The organism is Sphingobium sp. OAS761, assembly GCF_024168485.1.
Lineage (GTDB): Bacteria > Pseudomonadota > Alphaproteobacteria > Sphingomonadales > Sphingomonadaceae > Sphingobium.
The window spans coordinates 321,426-339,018 of the sequence record NZ_JALJVY010000003.1; the positions used below are offsets into that span (position 1 = coordinate 321,426).

Sequence of the window (17,593 nt, forward strand, 5' to 3'; positions counted from 1 at the left end):
TAATTGGCGCATGAGCACGCCCGAACGCGACTATTGCTATTTCATCGACCACCGCAAATACAACCGCAATGTAGGTTGCCGGCGGCATGACAATCTTTACGGCATAAATGGCGGCGGTAGCGAGCGCGATCGCTGGCGGGCCGATATGGAATTTTATCGCCACATGAAAGGCAATGGCGACCCGATGGCGCTGCCGTCCCTGATTGCCTGCCTCACATTTGGCTGGTTCTGCTGGAATTATCATCCCGGCAAGGGTCCCTGGCACGGGCAATTGTTGCGCCGCTTCATCAAAGCGCCCAAGTGAGCGCGATGACACACATGCGCCATGTAACCGTCGGGCCGGTCACGATCGGCAACGACTTGCCCTTCGTCCTGATTTCCGGCCCCTGCCAGATCGAAAGCCGCGACCATGCGCTGTTCGTCGCCGACAGGCTGGTGACGAGCGCGGCGGCGGCGGGCGTGCCCTTCATCTTCAAGAGCAGCTTCGACAAGGCGAACAGGACGTCGGTATCGGGCCGGCGCGGTGTCGGTATCGACGCGGGCCTTGCGATCTTGGCAGAAGTCAGGACTGCGCTGGGATGTCCGGTCCTGACGGACGTACATGAAGCGGGGCAGGTGGAGGCTGCCGCGCAGGCAGTCGATATTCTCCAGATACCGGCTTTTCTCTGTCGCCAGACCGACCTGCTGCTGGCCGCCGGGCGGACCGGAGCGGTCGTGAACGTCAAGAAAGGGCAATTTCTAGCGCCTTGGGACATGGCGGCCGTCGCGCAGAAGGTCGCCTCGACGGGCAATGAGCGCATCCTCCTGACCGAACGGGGGGCGAGCTTCGGCTACAACACTCTGGTCAGCGACATGCGCGCGCTGCCGGTGATGGCACAGGCAGGCTACCCCGTGGTGTTCGATGCGACGCATTCGGTGCAGCAGCCGGGGGGGCTGGGCTCAGCCTCCGGCGGACAACGCGAATTCGCTCCACTGCTCGCCCGGAGCGCGGTGGCGGCCGGTGTCGCAGCCATCTTCGCCGAAGCCCATGAGGATCCGGACAACGCCCCCTCCGATGGTCCCGTCATGCTGCCGCTGGACTGGATCGACCCGATGCTGGCGCGGCTGAAGGCGATCGACGCGGTGGTTAAGGGATAGGTCCCAGCCCCTTAGGGCCGAATTTGCCCGGTGCCACGCACGATCCACTTATAGGTTGTCAGCCCTTCCAACGCGACCGGTCCGCGCGCATGCAGCCGACCGGTGGAGATGCCGATTTCGGCACCCAGGCCGAATTCGCCGCCGTCGGCGAACTGGGTCGATGCGTTCCACATCACGATTGCGCTGTCGACTGCGTTGAGAAACCGTTCCGCCCTGGCCGCATCGTCGGTGATGATCGCGTCGGTATGATGGCTGGCATGGACGGCGATATGGTCGATCGCGCCATCCACACCGTCGACCAGCCGGACCGACACGATTGCGTCCAGATATTCCGTATCCCAATCCTCCTCCGAAGCGGGCTTTACGCGGGCGTCCATCGCCTGCACGCCATCGTCGCCCCGCACCTCGCACCGCGCGTCGAGCAACGCCCGCACCAGCGCGGACGCGGCGGGATAGTCCCGGTCGATCAGGACCGTCTCGGTCGCGCCGCAGATGCCGGTCCGCCGCATCTTGGCATTGACCACCATCTTTTCCGCCATCGCGGGGTCGGCCGCGCCGTCGACATAGCTGTGGTTGATCCCGTCCAGATGGGCAAGCACGGGCACCCGCGCTTCCTCCTGCACACGCGCCACCAGGCTCTTGCCGCCGCGCGGCACGATCAGGTCGACAAACTCTGCGGCCTTGAGCAGCGCGCCGACCGCCGCGCGATCGGTCGTGGGAACAAGTTGCACCACGTCGGCGGGCAGTCCCGCCGCTACGATCCCTTCGACAAGGGCGGCGTGGATCGCACGGTTGCTTTCCCGGGCCTCGCTGCCGCCGCGCAGTATGACGGCATTGCCCGCGCGCAGGCACAGCGCCGCGGCGTCCGCCGTAACATTGGGCCGGCTTTCGTAGATAATGCCGATGACGCCCAGCGGCACGCGCACACGGGTCAGTTCCAGCCCGTTGGGCCGCTCCTGTCGGTCGATCACGCTGCCCAGCGGATTGGCCAATGCCGCAACCTGTTCCACGCCCGCAGCAGTCGCGGCAACGCGGTCCTCGTCCAGTCGCAGCCGGTCGAGCATTGCCGGCGACAGTCCGGCGGCGGCGGCATTGTCCATGTCACGCGCGTTCGCCGCGATGATCGCTGGCGCCTGGTCCCGCAGAGCCTGCGCGGCACGGCGCAGCGCGTCGGCCTTTTGCGCGTCGCTGGCGCCCGCGATGATCGTGGCGGCACGACGCCCCCGCGCGCCCATGGTGGCAATCAGCATTTCCGGGGTTTGGGTCAGGTCGTTCATCGGGGCCTCGCCATACGGTCGGCGACCGCTTAGCATGAAAGACCTTCGCGCCATAGCGCTCTTGGCATGTTTACCGGCGACCGAACCATGGGTCGCTGAATGATCCGGTCACCGGCAGGCAATCAATGTCGCCATGCCCTGCGCTAGGATATTGGCATCGAGTGCACATACCCAAGGCAGGGTAAAAACGGTGTTATCCGCGGATTTGATCGGGGGCCGGCAGGATCGCGTCCGTCAGGCTGCCTGGGCGAGGGCTTCTTCACGGACAGCTCGGAAGGTTCGGCAGGGCGGCAGGTTCCGCCATTCCAGCGAATCGATGATGGTCGGAAACAACGGATCGATCAGACGACGGACGCGACGCGAATATTGATAGATCAGAAACTCGCCGCCTGGCCGCAGCGCTTCATAAGTTTCCGCGCAAATCGCCTCTCCGACTCCGGCCGGCAGAGTCGAAAAAGGTAGTCCTGACAGGACATAATCGGCCTGTCGGTGACCTGCCTCGCGTATGAAGCGCCCGACGTCCGCGGCTGACCCGTGAACCACGCGCAATCGCGGATCGGCGATCCGAGCGTCCAGCCAGGCGACGAAATCAAGATTGAGATCGATCGCCAGCAATGTCGCGTCGGGATGCATGCGTTCCAAGATCGGGCGCGTAAATGTGCCGACTCCCGGTCCATATTCGACGAAAAGACGCGTTTCCCGCCAGTCGACCATGTCCAGCATTGCATCCACCAGCGCCTGAGACGACGGGATGACGGAACCGATCATGCCGGGGTGTTTGAGGAATTGCCGGAAAAAGATACTCCACTGGCTCATGAAGCCGGCGCCCATGGCGCGCTTAGATCCCATATTCTCTTTCTTTTTCAAGGGAATGGAAGTCATCAAAATCCGTCCGTCTAGCTGGTTGGTCCGGCGTCGCAAAATCAATCGCCTCTGGCAAGCGACATCCTGCAATTGAGAGGAAACAACTCGCGGGCGGCGGATGGGTTCATCCCGTGCCGCCGCCCCGCTTCATTTAGTCGCGCTTTCGCAACATGCCGGGCGACACGAAGCCGATCGGATCGATCTGCAACGCGTTCTGCTTCAGCGTCGCCTGGATCTGTTCATATTCACGCTCCATTTCCGGCGTGACGGACGCCCGGGTATCCTCCAGCGCCGCTTCGAAATGCGCCATGGTGACCGCTTTCACGCTGAGCGACTGGCGCAACGCGACAAGGCCCGCGCGCCGGGAGAGATCTTCCAGATCCGCGCCGGTGAAACGCTCGGTCCGACGCGCGAGCAGGTCAAGGTCGACGTCGTTCGCCAAGGGCATCCGTCCCGTATGGATCGCCAGAATACGCCGCCGTCCCGCTTCGTCCGGCACAGGCACATAGACAAGTTCGTCGAACCGGCCCGGCCGCAGCAGCGCCGGGTCGACCAGAGTGGGACGATTGGTCGCGCCGATCACGACCACGGATTGCAGTTCCTCAAGGCCGTCCATTTCCGCCAATATGGTGTTGACGACACGTTCCGTGACCGCGGGTTCCCCAAGGCCACCGCCGCGCGCTGGCACGAGACTGTCCAGTTCGTCGATGAAGATGACCGTCGGCGCGACCTGCCGCGCCCGCGCGAACAGGCGGGCGATCTGCTGCTCGCTTTCCCCATACCATTTGCTCAGCAGATCACTCGACTTGGTAGCGATGAAATTGGCCTGTGCTTCGCGCGCGACCGCCTTCGCCAACAAGGTCTTGCCCGTGCCCGGCGGCCCGTAGAGCAGGAAGCCCTTTGCCGGGCGAATGCCGATGCGGCGGAAGGCGTCCGGGTCCTTGAGGGGCAGTTCCACCCCTTCCTTGAGGCGCATCTGCGCTTCGTCCAAGCCACCGATGTCGGACCAGCCGATATTGGGTGCCTGCACCATGACTTCGCGCATCGCCGAAGGCTGGACCCGCTTGATAGCGGACATGAAATCATCCCGCGTGACGGACAACTCCTCCAAAACGTCCGGAGGGATCGTGCCATCCTCGAGATTGAGGCGCGGCATGAAACGCCGTACCGCCTCGATCGCCGCCTCCCGCGTCAACGCTGCCAGGTCGGCGCCGACAAAACCGTAGGTCATGCGCGCCAGTTCGTTCAGTTCCACGCCTTCTGCCAGAGGCATTCCGCGCGTGTGGATGCCCAATATCTCGCGCCGGCCTCGCTCGTCGGGGACGCCGACAACGATTTCCCGGTCGAAGCGGCCTGGCCGTCGAAGCGCCTCATCAATGGCTTCGGGCCGGTTCGTCGCGGCGATGACCACCAGATTGGTACGCGGCTCCAGGCCGTCCATCAGCGTCAGCAACTGCGCGACGAGACGCTTTTCCGTCTCACCGGTGACATTGCCCCGCTTGGGTGCGATCGAATCGATTTCGTCGATGAACAGGATCGAGGGCGCTGCCTTGGCCGCTTCCTCGAATATCTCGCGCAGCTTTTTCTCCGATTCGCCGTAGGCCGACCCCATGATCTCCGGCCCGTTGATCAGGAAAAACTCTGCTTGCGATTCGTTGGCAACCGCCCGGGCGAGCCGTGTTTTCCCCGTTCCCGGCGGGCCGTGCAGCAAAACGCCCTTGGGCGGATCGACCCCCAGCCGTTCGAACAGTTCGGGATAGCGCAAGGGCAGCTCCACCATCTCGCGCAACTGGTCGATGGTTTCGGCCATGCCGCCTACATCGTCGTAGGTCACGTCCGCGCGTCGTGATTCGCGCGGTTCCTCATATTCGGCGCGCAATTCGACCTCGGTATCCGTGTCGATATGGACCACGCCCTTGGGCATGGTCGACACGACCACCAATCTTATCTCCTGCAGCGCATAGGCTGGCGCCGCCAGCATCTGGCGCAGCTGGGGCGGCATGTCGCCTGGCGCCACCTGCTGCTGACCTGCGGTTGCGATCACATCCCCCGCAGCCAATGGTCGCTGGTAAAAAACGCGCTTCAATGCGTCCGGATTGCCCTGTAACCGGAGATTATTTTGTGCGGGTGCGAAAACAACGCGCTGCGCCGGACGGGACTCGATCTTCGCGATCTGGACGAAGTCGCCCGACCCGACTCCGGCGTTGGCGCGCTGGAGCCCGTCAAGACGAAGCACATCCAGCCCCTCATCTTCCTTATAGGGTCGGACGACCCGCGCCGGTGTGGATCGCTTGCCCGCGATTTCGATGACATCGCCTTCAACAAGCTGCAATTCCGCCATCACAGCTACTGGTAATCGCGCCAAGCCGCGCCCTGCATCCTCCGGCCGCGCGTTGGCAACCTGAATCCTACGTCCGGTTCGTTCCTGATCGGCCACAAGCCATCCCCGTCTTTGTCGTTCCGTAACGAGATAGGAAACGCAAAGCGCGCCGGAAAGCCCCTGCGACCACGATCAGTCGGGATAAAAAAAAGGCCGGCCCGAAGGCCAGCCTGAAAAGTTTATAGGAGAGGATGCCTGAAAGGCCTAATATATATGCAGTGCAGCATCGTTTCTCGCAAGTGCAAAAAATCTAACTCGGTTGCATTTTTTGCATCTTGCCATTTCGGGCGTTTTCCTGCTCACTGTGCAGAGGATGCTTGGAAACGGATCATGCGCCGTTTGATAAAGAGAATTGACGCGGCGCAGCGGATCGGCTTCGGAATTGTGACAGATTATGCGCAGATTGCCGCCCCTTACGGCCCTGGAGGCCTTTGTTCAGGTCGCGCGCCTGGGGTCCGTCAAGGCGGCCGCCGAGGAACTCGCCCTGTCAACTCCGGCGCTAAGCCGCCGTGTCCAGGCCCTTGAACGGTTCATCGGTCGCCCCCTGTTTGATCGCAAGCATCAGGCGCTGGAGATCAACGCCGACGGTCAGCGCCTGCTGGACGACATCGCTCCGGCGCTCGATTCGCTGAGCCAGGCGCTTGAAAATATACAGAGCGGCGGCAATCAACTGCGCCTGCGGCTCGCGGTAATGCCGTTGTTCGCGACGCAGCGACTCTTTCCCCATCTCGGCGCCTTGCGGAGCCAGCATCCGCAATTGCATATCGACATCGAAACGACACCGCATGCCGTGGCGCGGCTGGGTGAGGGGCTTGATGCCGCGATCGTCCTGGCGAAGGATATCGATCCGGCGCTATATGCCCACGAACTGGACAACGACGAGGTCTATCTGATCGGGCGGCGCGCGCTGCTGGAACCGCCGCATGGCCTGGCCTCGCCGGAAGATTTGTCGCAGCATACCGTGCTGCTTCACCGTGACATGGCCATGGCATTCGATTCATGGAAAGAGGCAGCCGCCGTGCCGGACCTGCAGCCGCTCGCCATCGACAATTATGACTCGGGCCAGCTCATGCTGGAAGCCGCGGCCCAGGGGCTGGGTGTGGCGGTGATGCATGCCAGCCATTTCAAGCAGGCTGCCGATCCACGGCTGGTGCGCCTGTTCCCGATTCCCGCCAAGAGCCCCTATCGCTATTTCTTCGTGTGCCGTCCCCGTGCCCTTCAGACGCGCGCGGTCCGTATCTTCCGCGACTGGCTGGTGACCGCGGACGTTTGAGCGGATTCTTCGGGAACATACTTAACCCCGTTGCGCCGACGCCGTTATAGGGGGCATGACCGGGGCAAATCCTTCTTCCGCAAGCCCGCAGCATGGGCTGACCAACCGATTGACGCGTTGGGCAAGAAATCTTTCGGGTAAGGCGGAAGATGAGCCCGTCGCTGCAGAACGACCGCGCCGTGGGACGGCGGCAAACCGCGAGGTCGACCGCCGCCGACAGCTATACGAGGATATCGGCGATTTCCTGTTCGCCCATGATCTGGACCTGACACCGATCAATTTCAGCATCGCCCTGGATTATCTGACCGGGGCCAATGTCGGCGTGGAAAAGGCCATCCGGGCGGTCCTCATGGAGCGCGGCAAGATCACCAACAGCTGGGTGGAAACGGTCGCGGCCGAACAGCGCGCGGACGAGGTCACGCCTGAATCGCTGGCGGCGATGCTCGACAAGGTGGAGGAAAATCTTTCCCAGTTCACCGGCCTGATGCACGAATCCCGCAATTCCGCCAAGGACTATGGCGCCGCCCTTCAGGAACAAGCGAAGGATCTGGCCGCTGGCCAGGACAGCGAACCCGTACTGGCCAAGCTGGTCGGCCTGACCCGGTCAATGGTCGAAAAGACGCGTCAGGTCGAAAGCCAGCTCCGCGAGAACCAGAAGCAGACCCAAGCGCTGAAATCCAGCCTCGAAACCGCCCGGCGAGCGGCCGAGCACGATCACCTGACCGGCCTGCCCAACCGCAGAGCCTTTGAGGGCGTGTTGCGCGAAGAGCTGGTGCTGGCACAGGAAAAGAGCGAGGCGCTGTCCGTTGCCTTCTGCGACATCGATCATTTCAAGGCGATCAACGACACGCACGGTCATGACACGGGTGACCGTGTGCTCAAATTCGTCGCCGGGCTGCTTGCCAAGGCCTCGAACGACCGTTGCCACGTCGCACGCCACGGCGGCGAGGAGTTCGTCATGCTGTTCCGCGGAAAGACCGCTGCGGAAACATGTGAGGCGGTCGACCATGTACGAGCCGACCTTGCGGGGCGGAGCCTGGTCAACCGTACCAATGGCGAACGGATGAGCCGCGTCTCCTTCTCCGCCGGCGTTTCCAACGTGCTGGCCTATGAGGACCCTCGTGCCGCGCTTAAGGCCGCCGACCGGGCCCTGTACCTGGCCAAGGAACATGGCCGCAATCGCGTCTATCTGGCCGCCGAAACCGACTAGAGGATTGATTTTGGCATTCGAGGAGACTTGGCCTCGAACGGTATCGAATGTCGGAATCGAACCATTAGCGACGGCGGACGCCCTTAAAAGTCGGGCTTTTCATAATGGGGCGGCGGGGTGATTACTTCCATCCGTTCCGAAAGCAGCGGGCGAAAGGACGGGCGGGACTTGAACCCCGCATACCAGCGCTTGACGGGTTCGTGACCGGTCCAGTCGATGCCGCCCAGATAATCGGCGACCGACAAATGCGCGGCGGCCGCGATGTCGGCCAGGCTCAGGGTCGCACCGGCCATCCAGCTGCGATGGTCCAGCAGATAATCCATATAATCCATATGGACGTTCGCCCTTTTCATGGCTTCCCGCAAAACTCGCGCATCGGGCGGGGCGCGCTCAATCAGACGTTTCTTCATCCGCTCGTGGAGCAGTGGACCGACCACGTCGCCGTAAAAATTCTGGTCGAAGAAAGCCGTCAGGCGCCGCACCTCCGCGCGTCCGGCGGCGGTGCCGGAAATCAGCGGAAACTTCTCGACGGTTTCCTCGAAATATTCGCAAATCGCCTGGCTGTCGATCAGGACGATGCCTTTTTCCGGATCCTCCATCACCGGAGTCAGGCCGGCCGGGTTCAGGTCCAGAAACTCGTCGCGCATCGCCCAGGGCGATTCGCGTTCCAGATCGTAACCGATCCCTTTTTCGCCCAGCAGCAGCCGGACCTTGCGGGAAAAGGGACATAGCGGAAATTGATAGAGCAGCCACATAGACATTCGCTGTTAGGCGTCGCCGCGGTTCCGGGGAAGCGCCAAATGCACGGAAATATCATGGCATGACCTGCATTTTCGACCGAAAGAATGACGCGTTCGGCTCTTCCGATCCGGCCGAGGCCCCGTTAGAAGGCGCGGCGACCAAAGATTTCGCAGCGGAAAGGATGCCCGACATGTCTGATGATTTCTTCCCCGTACCGGACAATTGGGCCAGCGAAGCGCTGATGGACAAGGCGGCCCGCGCGGCTGACTATGGCCGGTCGATTGATGACGCCCATCGCTACTGGCTGGAACGGGCGGGGCGTCTGGACTGGATGACGGCACCGACCCTGACGAACGAAAGCAGTTTCAACGAGGCGGATTTCGGCATCCGATGGTTCGCCGACGGCGTGCTGAACGTCAGTGTCAACTGCATCGACCGGCATCTTGCGACGCGTGGCGAGGACGTGGCGATCATCTGGGAACCCGATTCGCCCGACGCCGAGCCGCGCCGCTACACCTATCGCCAGGTGCATGAAGAGGTTTGCCGCCTTGCCAATGTGCTGAAGGCTGCCGGCGCCAGGAAGGGGGACCGCGTCACCGTCTACCTGCCGATGATTCCCGAAGCAGCCTTCGCGCTGCTCGCCTGTGCACGGATCGGCGCGATCCATTCGGTGGTGTTCGGCGGCTTTTCGCCCGAAGCACTGGCAGGACGCATCACCGACTGTGATTCGACGCTGGTCATCACCGCCGACGAAGGACGTCGCGGCGGGAAGACGGTGCCGCTCAAGGCGAATGTCGACGCAGCGCTCGGGGATTGTCCCTGCGTCAAGAAAGTGGTGGTCGTCCAGGCGACCGGCGGTGCCGTCGACATGGCCGAAGGACGCGATGTGTGGCTGCACGAGGCGGCCGCGAAAGTCGATGCCGACTGCCCTCCCGAACCCATGAATGCGGAGGACCCGCTTTTCATCCTCTACACCTCCGGGTCGACCGGCAAGCCAAAGGGCGTGCTCCACACGACCGGCGGATATCTGCTGTGGGCCAGCCTGACCCATGAACTCTGCTTCGATTATCGGCCCGGCAACGTCTGGTGGTGCGCCGCCGACATCGGCTGGGTTACCGGGCACAGCTATATCGTCTACGGCCCGCTGGCGAACGGTGCGACCACGCTGATGTATGAGGGCGTGCCCAACTGGCCGACCCCGTCGCGTATCTGGGAAGTGGTCGACAGGCATCAGGTGCACACCCTCTTCACCGCGCCGACGGTGCTGCGCGCCCTGATGAAGGAAGGCGACGCTTTCGTCACTGCGACCAGCCGCGCCTCGCTGCGCCTGCTCGGCACGGTAGGTGAGCCGATCAATCCTGAAGCATGGCGCTGGTATCACCATGTGGTCGGCGAGGACCGCTGCCCGATCATCGACACATGGTGGCAGACCGAAACGGGTGCGGCCATGATCGCGCCGATGCCGGGCGCCACGGACCTGAAGCCCGGGTCCGCCACCTTGCCGATGCCCGGCGTGGTGGCGCAGATCGTCGATGGCGAAGGTCAGGTGCAGGATGGCGCGGCCGAAGGAAATCTGGTCGTTGTACAGAGCTGGCCCGGCCAGATGCGTACGGTCTGGGGCGACCATGACCGTTTCTTCCAGACCTATTTCACTACCTTCCCCGGCAAATACACCACCGGCGACGGCGCGCGCCGCGACGCCGATGGCTATTACTGGATCACCGGCCGGGTCGATGACGTCATCAACGTGTCGGGACACCGCATGGGCACCGCCGAAGTCGAAAGCGCGCTGGTGCTGCACGAAAGCGTCGCGGAAGCGGCCGTGGTCGGCTTTCCCCACGACATCAAGGGTCAGGGCATCTACGCCTATGTGACGCTCAATAGCGGAGACGAGCCGAGCGATGCGCTGCGGTCGACGCTGGTAAAATGGGTCCGGACCGAAATCGGCCCGATCGCGACACCCGATGTCATCCAGTTCGCGCCCGCCCTGCCCAAGACGCGATCCGGCAAGATCATGCGCCGCATCCTCCGCAAGATCGCTGAAGGCGAAGTGTCGGCGCAGGCGCTGGGCGATACCAGCACCCTCGCCGATCCCTCGGTGGTGGAAAATCTGGTCGCCAATCGTCAGGTTTGACGACATGGCCGCACAAGCATGAGGAATATCCGATGGAGCGCTATAACGCGGTTGCCCGCTTCCTGCACTGGCTGATCGCCCTGCTGATCATCGTCAATCTGGTGTTCGGTTTCGCCCATGAAGCCCTGCCCCGCGACTGGGCGGTGATGCCCGTGCACAAATCCATCGGACTGACCGTGCTGGCGCTGACGCTCGTGCGCCTGGGCTGGCGCGCGACGCATCGCGCGCCGGCCCTGCCTGGGGCCATGCCGGGCTGGGAGAAAGGCGTGGCCCATGCCACCCATTTCCTGTTCTACGCCTTCATGCTGATCCTGCCATTGTCGGGCTGGATCATGACCTCGCCGGGCGCACGACCGCTCACCTGGTTCTTCCTCTTCGACGTGCCGAAATTTGCCGTTGCCAAGGACGATGCCATCGTCGGAATCTCGCACGAGGCGCATGAGATATTACCATGGATCTGGGCGGTCCTGATCCTGGTCCATATCGGCGCGGCGCTGCGCCATCATGTCATGCTGAAGGACGATGTGCTGCGGCGGATGCTCTGATCCGCCGCGCCGTCACACCATTTCGCCCGTCAGAAGGCGCGGTAGCGCGCCGGACTGCCCACGCGCCTCGGCCATGAAACGGCCTTTCAGCAGCGACGTGCGCTGGACGGCCGCCAGCCCCGCACGGCGCGCGAGCCTGGGCAGACGGCCGGGTATGTCGAACAGGCGGACCAGGCCGTCCATCGCGATGCTGGTCATCATCGCATCCAGCCCGCGCCATCGCTGGTAACGGGCCAGCAACTGCGCGTCGCCCGGGTCCAGGCCCAGCCGCATGCCATCGACCAGCACCTCGACCAGCGCGGCGACGTCCCGCAACCCCAGATTGAGCCCCTGTCCGGCAATCGGGTGAATTCCGTGCGCGCTGTCGCCTACCAGCGCCAGCCGCAGGTCAGTGATATGGGCGGCATGATGAAAACCCAGCGGATAGGCGGATCGCGGTCCTGCAAGGCTGATTTCGCCCAGGAAACCGCCGATCCGCTTCTGCGCCTCGGCCAGCCAGGCGCGTTCCGACAGTTTCAGCATCGCTGGCGCCTGATCAGTCGGCACGGTCCAGACCACGGCCGATCGCGTGCCGGGCAGCATCGGCAGCAGCGCGAAGGGGCCGCCGACATAGAATATCTCGTAGGCGGTATTGGCATGTGGCCGTTCATGGTCGATCGCGCTGACCATCGCCATATGCTTGTATGTCCAGCGGGTCGTGCGGATGCCCGCTGCCTCCCGCGTCGGGCTGTTGCGCCCCTCCGCCGCGACAAGCAGCGCACCCCGGACAGTGGCCCCGCTCGCCAACGTCGCTTCGACGCCATCGGCGGTGCGCGCGACCCTCGTCGTCCGATCCGGCTGGAACCGCGTAAGGCCGGCCGTGCCGCGTGCCGCATGCTCCAGGGCAACACGCAGGTCGCGATTGGGGAACATGGTCCCCATCACGCCGTCATCCTCGTCCGGCACGAAGTCGAGCGCCCCGGGTTCCAGCCCGTCGCTGACCCAAATGCGGTCGATGGGGCAACCCTTGCCTTCCAGAAAAGGCATGACTCCGATCGCCGAGAGCATGGCGCAACTGGTTGAGGAAATGGCAGACACGCGCCCGTCAAAGCCTGCGGCCGTGGTGTCGACCGGATCGGCGGGGTCGATCACGGCGGTCTTCACACCGTGGTCGGCAAGGGCGATGCCGAGCGTCAGGCCGACCAGCCCACCGCCCAGAATGATGACGTCGAAGCGTTCCATGTCCGCCTAGATAGGCCGTCCCGCCCCGCTTGGGAAGCGATGCCGCGCCCCTTCCGGCCGACTTACAGCTTGCGCACCCATCCCGCCGGATCGGCAACGGTCCCGCGCTGGATGCCGGTCAGTTCGGCGCGGATCGTTTCCGTGACAAGACCGCCATCGCCGTTGCCGATGGTGAAGTCGCCGCCTCGGCTGCGGACCGTGCCGATGGCGGTGACCACGGCGGCCGTGCCGCATGCGAAAGCTTCGCGCAGCCGGCCGCTGGCGGAGTCAGCGCGCCACTGGTCGAAACTGTACAGTTCCTCGCGCACCTCATGCCCCTGCGCGCGAGCCAGGCTCAGGATACTGTTGCGGGTGATACCCGGCAGGATCGTACCCGACAGCGGGGGAGTGATGATCGACCCGTCGTCCATCACGAAAAAGACGTTCATGCCGCCCAGTTCCTCGACCCACTTGTTCTCCGCCGCGTCGAGGAACACCACCTGGTCGCAGCCATGGCCGATCGCCTCCTTCTGCGCGACAAGGCTGGCCGCATAATTGCCGCCGCATTTGGCCGCGCCGGTGCCGCCGCGCGCCGCGCGGGTATAATGTTCCGAAACCCACAGGGTCACGGCCTTCTTGCCGCCCTTGAAATAGGCACCGGCCGGCGACGCAATGACGCAGAAAATATATTCGTTGGACGGCCGCACGCCCAGAAACGCCTCGCTGGCGAACATGAAGGGGCGCAGATAGAGGCTACCTTCGCCCGAAGGAATCCAGTCAGCGTCGATCTTCACCATTTCCGCGCACGCTTCCAGAAACATGTCCTCCGGCAGGACCGGCATCGCCAGCCGTTCCGCCGAGGCCGCGAAGCGACGCGCATTTTCTTCCGGCCTGAACATGGCGATGCTGCCGTCATCCAGCCGGTAGGCCTTCATGCCTTCGAAAATTTCCTGGGCATAATGCAGCACGGCGCAGGCCGGATCGAGCTGGAACGGTTCGCGCGGGCCGACCGCGTGGCTGTGCCATCCCTGCCCTTCGGTGTAGCGGATCGTCACCATATGATCGGTGAACAGCCGGCCAAACCCCGGGTCGGTCAGCAGGATGGCGCGTTCGTCCGCCGATACAGCCTGGCTGTTGCGGGTGACGGTGAAACGCGACGTCTGCTGGGCGTCCATGATGAGTCTCCTTGTGGCTTGGACCGGCCGCCTATGTCACAGTGCGACGGCCGAAACAATGGGTCATGTATGCTGACCCATTTTTCCGATACAGGGCCAGCCGGGATGCGCTGGCCTCTTCCCGCGTCCGCGCGGTGCCGCTATCGCAATGCCCATGCATTTTTTCTCCGACAATGCGACTCCCGTCAGCCCATCTGTTTTCGCCGCGATGCAGGCTGCCGACCGCGAGGATCACGGCTATGACGGCGACGCTTGGACCGCGCGTCTGGACAGCGCCTTTTCTGACCTGTTTGAAACGCCGGTCAGCGCATTGTGGGTGGCGACGGGCACGGCTGCGAACAGCATCGCGCTGGCCTGCCTCTGTCCGCCCTATGGTGCCATCATCGCGCATGAGGAAGCGCATATCGCGGTGGACGAATGCGGTGCGCCCGGCTTCTTCACCCATGGCGCCGGCCTGATGACGCTGCCGGGAGAGGGCGCGAAACTGACGCCCGACGTCGTGAGCGCCCGGCTGAAGACAATCCGGGCCGACATACACCAAAGCCCTGCGCGGGCCATCAGCATCACCAACGCCACGGAATATGGCCTGGTCTATACGCCGGCGGAGGTCGCGGCGCTGGGGATAGTCGCGCGCGACCATGGCCTTGGCTTCCATATGGACGGGGCACGGTTCGCCAATGCGATCGCCCATCTGGGATGCGCACCAGCCGACATGACGTGGCGGGCGGGCATCGATGCGTTGACATTCGGCTGCGTCAAGAATGGCGGGATGGCAGGCGAGGCCTTGCTCTTTTTCGGTCCCGGGCATGCCGCGCGCGCGGCCGAGGCGGCCCGCTGGCGCAAGCGGTCGGGCCACCTTCTGTCGAAGGGGCGCTTTCTCGCCGCGCAGATACTGGCGATGATCGAGGACGGCCTGTGGCTGGACAATGCGCGCGCCGCGAACGCCGCGGCCCGATCGCTGGCGGATGGCGCGTCGGGGCGACTGCTGCATCCGGTCGAAGCCAATGAGGTGTTCCTCCGGCTGAGCCCGCAGGAAGCAGCCGGCCTGCGGGCGCAGGGCTTCGACTTTTACGACTGGGGCGAGGGAGCGGCACGGATCGTTACCAACTGGAGCCAGGACGCGGCATGTGTCGCGCCGCTGGCCCGCGCGCTGAACGCGCTGGCCCATGGCTGAGGCCGAAGAGCGGGGCGGCGTCATCCTGCCCTTTCTTCTCGTCACCCTGATCTGGAGTTCGACCTGGATCGTCATCCGCGACCAGCTCGGCAGCGTGCCGCCCAGCTGGTCGGTCTGCTATCGCTTCCTGCTGGGCGGCATCGTCATGGCGGCCTTTGCCCGGCTGCGCGGCGTGCCGTTGAACATCGGCCGTTCCGGCCTGCTGTTCGCCGGCATTTTGGGGACGGCGCAATTCGTCCTGAATTTCAATTTCGTCTACCGAGCCGAACAATATCTGACATCCGGCGTGGTGTCGGTGATCTACGCCATGTTGCTGATTCCCAATTCGGTGCTGGCCTTCCTTCTTTTTCGCCAGCCGGTCGGTCGCGCCTTCATCATCGGTTCGGCGGTCGCGACCAGCGGCATCGTCATGATGCTGGTGCACGAATATCGCGCCGCGCCGGTCACGCCAGACCAGGTCCTGCTTGGGGCGGGCCTGACGCTTGCCGGATTGATGAGCGCGTCGTCCGCGAACATCATGCAGGGAATGCAGATCGCGCGACGGCTGCCGATGGTGGCGGTGCTGGCCTGGGCCATGCTGATCGGCGCGACGATCGACGCCGCCTTTGCCTGGGCCACGGTCGGTCCGCCGGTGGTGGACATGCGGCCGGGTTATCTGATGGGCATCGGCTGGCTCGGCATTGCCGGATCGGTCATCACCTTCCCGCTCTATTTTCGCCTGATCCAGCGCCTTGGCCCGGGTCGTGCGGCCTACAGCAGCGTGCTGATCCCGATTGTCGCGATGCTGATCTCGACCGTCGTAGAGGGCTATCGCTGGACCGGCTTCGCCGCGCCCGGTGCGCTGCTCGCAGTGGCGGGCATGATCATCGCCCTGCGCGCCAAATCGGCCTAGCGCCGCGCCGCAGGGTCATAGGCGCGCTTGGCAAGATTGACCCGGTCGATGAGGCTGGCGAGCGGCGGCGGCGCGAAGCTGACAGGCGTGGGCACGGACAGGCTGTTAATCCGGTGGCCAAGCGCGATGACGGTGGTTTCGATGCTGTCCATGACGCTTCCCTGTTCGTGGCGCCCCCCGTCTCCTCGCGCTTTTTCGGTTAATAAAGCGTAAGAAATCGGCGGATGTGCGCCGAACCGAATCACCCCTGCGACAGGCAGTCGGCCAGCCCCTGCGCAAAGGTGGAAAAACGCGGTCGCCAGCCCAGCACCCGCTTGGCCCGACCGTTGGCGACACGGCGGTTTTCCGAATAAAAGCCGCGCGCCATGGGCGAAAGCCCCGCCTCGTCCAATGTCCGTAGCGGCGGCCAGGGCTTCGACAGCAGGTCGCACGCCGCTTCGATCACCCGGTTCTGCGAACAGGGCAGGTCATCGGCAAGATTATAGACGCCCGGCGGCCCAGCGAAGGATGCGACGATGCCGCCGACGATATCGTCGACATGGACGCGGCTGAATATCTGCCCCGGCAGGTCGATGCGATGCGCGCGCCCTTCCCGCACCCGGTCGAGCGCCGACCGGCCGGGACCGTAGATGCCTGGCAGGCGAAAACGGCACATGCCGGGGCGAAGCGCGCCCCAGGCCACATCGGCTTGCGCCCGGGCGGCGCGGCGACCCAGGCCGACCGGGCTGGCTTCGTCGACCCAGGCGCCTGCCGCGTCGCCGTAGACGCCGGTGGAGGACAGGTAGCCCGTCCAGATCGCCGGCGCAGCGGCTATCGCAGCGCCAAATCGAACGAGCACCGGATCGGTGTCGCCCTGGGGCGGGACGGAAGAGAGGATATGGCTGGCCTGCGCGATCGCGGCGCGAACGGCCCCATCGTCATCGAAGGCGAGCGCATCGGCATCGGCAGCACGGCGGACGCTCGTGATCTGCCAGCCATCGGCCCGCAATCGAGAGGCGAGCCGCGACGCCGTGTAGCCCAGCCCCAGGATCAGCATATGGGGCATGGCAACCCCTCTTAAACCGTGAAGCTCTCGCCGCAGCCGCAGCTGCCCTTGGCATTGGGGTTGTTGAAGACGAAACCGGCGGTGAAGTCATCCTCCACCCAGTCCATGGTAGAACCGACCAGATAGAGCACCGACGCCCCGTCAATGTAGAAGGTGCCGCCGGGCGTCTCGATCTTCTCGTCGAACTTCGCCTCTTCCGTCACATAGTCGACCGAATAGGCCAGACCCGAACAGCCGCGCTTGGGCGTGGAAAGCTTGACGCCGATGGTGCCTTCAGGCGCCTGGCGCATCAGGTCGGCTATGCGCTGTTCGGCGCTCCCCGTCAGGATCACGGCGGCGGGACGGGCACGCGCTTTGCCTGCGGCGTTCATGATCAAGACCCCACTTTCACAACTTGGTGCCAACCACTTCCTTTGCATGACGAACATGCACCAGTGTGCTTACAGACTGAGCAGCGTGTTCCTGCACAAATGTGGCACTTACCCGTATTATTGCATAGGCGGCATGCGACAACGACGGGCTCCGAATCGTTCTTAAAGCCGACCA

17 protein-coding genes are annotated in these 17,593 nt (G+C 64.0%); 8 read left to right on the forward strand and 9 right to left on the reverse strand.

Annotation, left to right across the window (positions count from 1 at the left end; all coding sequences use genetic code 11):
• Window positions 1–10 precede the first annotated feature (10 nt).
• Together J3E64_RS06030 and kdsA are read left to right on the forward strand one after the other, a co-directional pair.
• Entirely contained in the window at window positions 11–304 is a 294-nt protein-coding gene (locus J3E64_RS06030; RefSeq protein WP_253340906.1) for a hypothetical protein, read from the forward strand.
• A gap of 5 nt (window positions 305–309) precedes the next feature.
• A complete protein-coding gene (gene kdsA / locus J3E64_RS06035; protein WP_253340908.1) occupies window positions 310–1,137 on the forward strand; it encodes a 3-deoxy-8-phosphooctulonate synthase in 828 nt (275 codons plus the stop codon).
• Between the two features lie 11 nt (window positions 1,138–1,148).
• Here the strand turns inward: kdsA and J3E64_RS06040 are convergent, their stop codons facing one another.
• The 3 genes from J3E64_RS06040 to J3E64_RS06050 all read right to left on the reverse strand — a co-directional run bounded on the left by J3E64_RS06040 (window position 1,149) and on the right by J3E64_RS06050 (window position 5,715).
• Window positions 1,149–2,414 (reverse strand): glutamate-5-semialdehyde dehydrogenase, encoded by a 1,266-nt coding sequence (locus J3E64_RS06040; protein ID WP_253340910.1) that lies wholly within the window; start codon window positions 2,412–2,414, stop codon window positions 1,149–1,151.
• Between the two features lie 234 nt (window positions 2,415–2,648).
• Window positions 2,649–3,296 carry a class I SAM-dependent methyltransferase gene (locus J3E64_RS06045; RefSeq protein WP_253340912.1) on the reverse strand — a complete coding sequence of 216 codons (648 nt, stop codon included), beginning with the start codon at window positions 3,294–3,296 and terminating at the stop codon, window positions 2,649–2,651.
• A 133-nt stretch (window positions 3,297–3,429) separates the two neighbouring features.
• The gene (locus J3E64_RS06050; protein WP_253340914.1) at window positions 3,430–5,715 is read right to left on the reverse strand and encodes a CDC48 family AAA ATPase; all 2,286 of its coding nucleotides are present in this window, start codon (window positions 5,713–5,715) and stop codon (window positions 3,430–3,432) included.
• A gap of 337 nt (window positions 5,716–6,052) precedes the next feature.
• Here J3E64_RS06050 and J3E64_RS06055 point away from each other — a divergent pair, with 337 nt between their 5' ends.
• Window positions 6,053–6,931 carry a LysR substrate-binding domain-containing protein gene (locus J3E64_RS06055; protein WP_253340916.1) on the forward strand — a complete coding sequence of 293 codons (879 nt, stop codon included), beginning with the start codon at window positions 6,053–6,055 and terminating at the stop codon, window positions 6,929–6,931.
• 55 nt (window positions 6,932–6,986) lie between these two features.
• Window positions 6,987–8,141, forward strand: coding sequence for a diguanylate cyclase (locus J3E64_RS06060; RefSeq protein WP_253340918.1), 1,155 nt, complete (start codon window positions 6,987–6,989; stop codon window positions 8,139–8,141).
• 83 nt (window positions 8,142–8,224) lie between these two features.
• Here J3E64_RS06060 and J3E64_RS06065 read toward each other — a convergent pair whose 3' ends face one another.
• Complete coding sequence (locus J3E64_RS06065) at window positions 8,225–8,896, reverse strand: glutathione S-transferase family protein (RefSeq protein WP_253340920.1); 672 nt, start codon at window positions 8,894–8,896, stop codon at window positions 8,225–8,227.
• Window positions 8,897–9,072: 176 nt separating this feature from the next.
• Between J3E64_RS06065 and acs the strand changes: the two genes are divergently transcribed.
• On the forward strand, window positions 9,073–11,016 hold the full coding sequence (gene acs, locus J3E64_RS06070) for an acetate--CoA ligase (protein ID WP_253340922.1): 1,944 nt from the start codon (window positions 9,073–9,075) through the stop codon (window positions 11,014–11,016).
• Window positions 11,017–11,048: 32 nt separating this feature from the next.
• The gene (locus J3E64_RS06075) at window positions 11,049–11,561 is read left to right on the forward strand and encodes a cytochrome b (RefSeq protein ID WP_253340924.1); all 513 of its coding nucleotides are present in this window, start codon (window positions 11,049–11,051) and stop codon (window positions 11,559–11,561) included.
• A 12-nt stretch (window positions 11,562–11,573) separates the two neighbouring features.
• Here the strand turns inward: J3E64_RS06075 and J3E64_RS06080 are convergent, their stop codons facing one another.
• Both J3E64_RS06080 and J3E64_RS06085 read right to left on the reverse strand, forming a co-directional pair.
• Window positions 11,574–12,782: an FAD-dependent monooxygenase gene (locus J3E64_RS06080; RefSeq protein ID WP_253340926.1), complete on the reverse strand. Its 1,209-nt coding sequence runs from the start codon at window positions 12,780–12,782 to the stop codon at window positions 11,574–11,576.
• Between the two features lie 62 nt (window positions 12,783–12,844).
• Window positions 12,845–13,936, reverse strand: a complete 1,092-nt coding sequence (locus J3E64_RS06085; protein ID WP_253340928.1) for a branched-chain amino acid aminotransferase — start codon at window positions 13,934–13,936, stop codon at window positions 12,845–12,847.
• A gap of 154 nt (window positions 13,937–14,090) precedes the next feature.
• Between J3E64_RS06085 and J3E64_RS06090 the strand changes: the two genes are divergently transcribed.
• Window positions 14,091–15,110 carry a low specificity L-threonine aldolase gene (locus J3E64_RS06090; RefSeq protein WP_253340930.1) on the forward strand — a complete coding sequence of 340 codons (1,020 nt, stop codon included), beginning with the start codon at window positions 14,091–14,093 and terminating at the stop codon, window positions 15,108–15,110.
• On the forward strand, window positions 15,103–16,002 hold the full coding sequence (locus J3E64_RS06095) for a DMT family transporter (protein WP_253340932.1): 900 nt from the start codon (window positions 15,103–15,105) through the stop codon (window positions 16,000–16,002). Before J3E64_RS06090 ends, J3E64_RS06095 begins: the two co-directional genes overlap by 8 nt.
• Here J3E64_RS06095 and J3E64_RS06100 read toward each other — a convergent pair.
• The 3 genes from J3E64_RS06100 to J3E64_RS06110 form a co-directional block, all read right to left on the reverse strand.
• A complete protein-coding gene (locus J3E64_RS06100; RefSeq protein ID WP_253340934.1) occupies window positions 15,999–16,154 on the reverse strand; it encodes a hypothetical protein in 156 nt (51 codons plus the stop codon). The two genes, J3E64_RS06095 and J3E64_RS06100, sit on opposite strands and share 4 nt — an antisense overlap.
• An 89-nt stretch (window positions 16,155–16,243) precedes the next feature.
• Entirely contained in the window at window positions 16,244–17,047 is an 804-nt protein-coding gene (locus J3E64_RS06105; RefSeq protein ID WP_253340935.1) for an SDR family NAD(P)-dependent oxidoreductase, read from the reverse strand.
• A gap of 11 nt (window positions 17,048–17,058) precedes the next feature.
• Window positions 17,059–17,418 (reverse strand): iron-sulfur cluster assembly accessory protein, encoded by a 360-nt coding sequence (locus J3E64_RS06110; RefSeq protein WP_253340937.1) that lies wholly within the window; start codon window positions 17,416–17,418, stop codon window positions 17,059–17,061.
• Between the last annotated feature and the right edge of the window lie 175 nt (window positions 17,419–17,593).

Bases quoted from the DNA above. Each gene is read 5' to 3' on its own strand.
- J3E64_RS06030 (WP_253340906.1), top strand. From the start codon at position 11: ATGAGCACGCCCGAACGCGACTATTGCTATTTCATCGACCACCGCAAA.
- kdsA (WP_253340908.1), top strand. From the start codon at position 310: ATGACACACATGCGCCATGTAACCGTCGGGCCGGTCACGATCGGCAAC.
- J3E64_RS06040 (WP_253340910.1), bottom strand. From the start codon at position 2,414: ATGAACGACCTGACCCAAACCCCGGAAATGCTGATTGCCACCATGGGC.
- J3E64_RS06045 (WP_253340912.1), bottom strand. From the start codon at position 3,296: ATGACTTCCATTCCCTTGAAAAAGAAAGAGAATATGGGATCTAAGCGC.
- J3E64_RS06055 (WP_253340916.1), top strand. From the start codon at position 6,053: ATGCGCAGATTGCCGCCCCTTACGGCCCTGGAGGCCTTTGTTCAGGTC.
- J3E64_RS06060 (WP_253340918.1), top strand. From the start codon at position 6,987: ATGACCGGGGCAAATCCTTCTTCCGCAAGCCCGCAGCATGGGCTGACC.
- J3E64_RS06065 (WP_253340920.1), bottom strand. From the start codon at position 8,896: ATGTGGCTGCTCTATCAATTTCCGCTATGTCCCTTTTCCCGCAAGGTC.
- acs (WP_253340922.1), top strand. From the start codon at position 9,073: ATGTCTGATGATTTCTTCCCCGTACCGGACAATTGGGCCAGCGAAGCG.
- J3E64_RS06075 (WP_253340924.1), top strand. From the start codon at position 11,049: ATGGAGCGCTATAACGCGGTTGCCCGCTTCCTGCACTGGCTGATCGCC.
- J3E64_RS06080 (WP_253340926.1), bottom strand. From the start codon at position 12,782: ATGGAACGCTTCGACGTCATCATTCTGGGCGGTGGGCTGGTCGGCCTG.
- J3E64_RS06085 (WP_253340928.1), bottom strand. From the start codon at position 13,936: ATGGACGCCCAGCAGACGTCGCGTTTCACCGTCACCCGCAACAGCCAG.
- J3E64_RS06090 (WP_253340930.1), top strand. From the start codon at position 14,091: ATGCATTTTTTCTCCGACAATGCGACTCCCGTCAGCCCATCTGTTTTC.
- J3E64_RS06095 (WP_253340932.1), top strand. From the start codon at position 15,103: ATGGCTGAGGCCGAAGAGCGGGGCGGCGTCATCCTGCCCTTTCTTCTC.
- J3E64_RS06100 (WP_253340934.1), bottom strand. From the start codon at position 16,154: ATGGACAGCATCGAAACCACCGTCATCGCGCTTGGCCACCGGATTAAC.
- J3E64_RS06105 (WP_253340935.1), bottom strand. From the start codon at position 17,047: ATGCCCCATATGCTGATCCTGGGGCTGGGCTACACGGCGTCGCGGCTC.
- J3E64_RS06110 (WP_253340937.1), bottom strand. From the start codon at position 17,418: ATGAACGCCGCAGGCAAAGCGCGTGCCCGTCCCGCCGCCGTGATCCTG.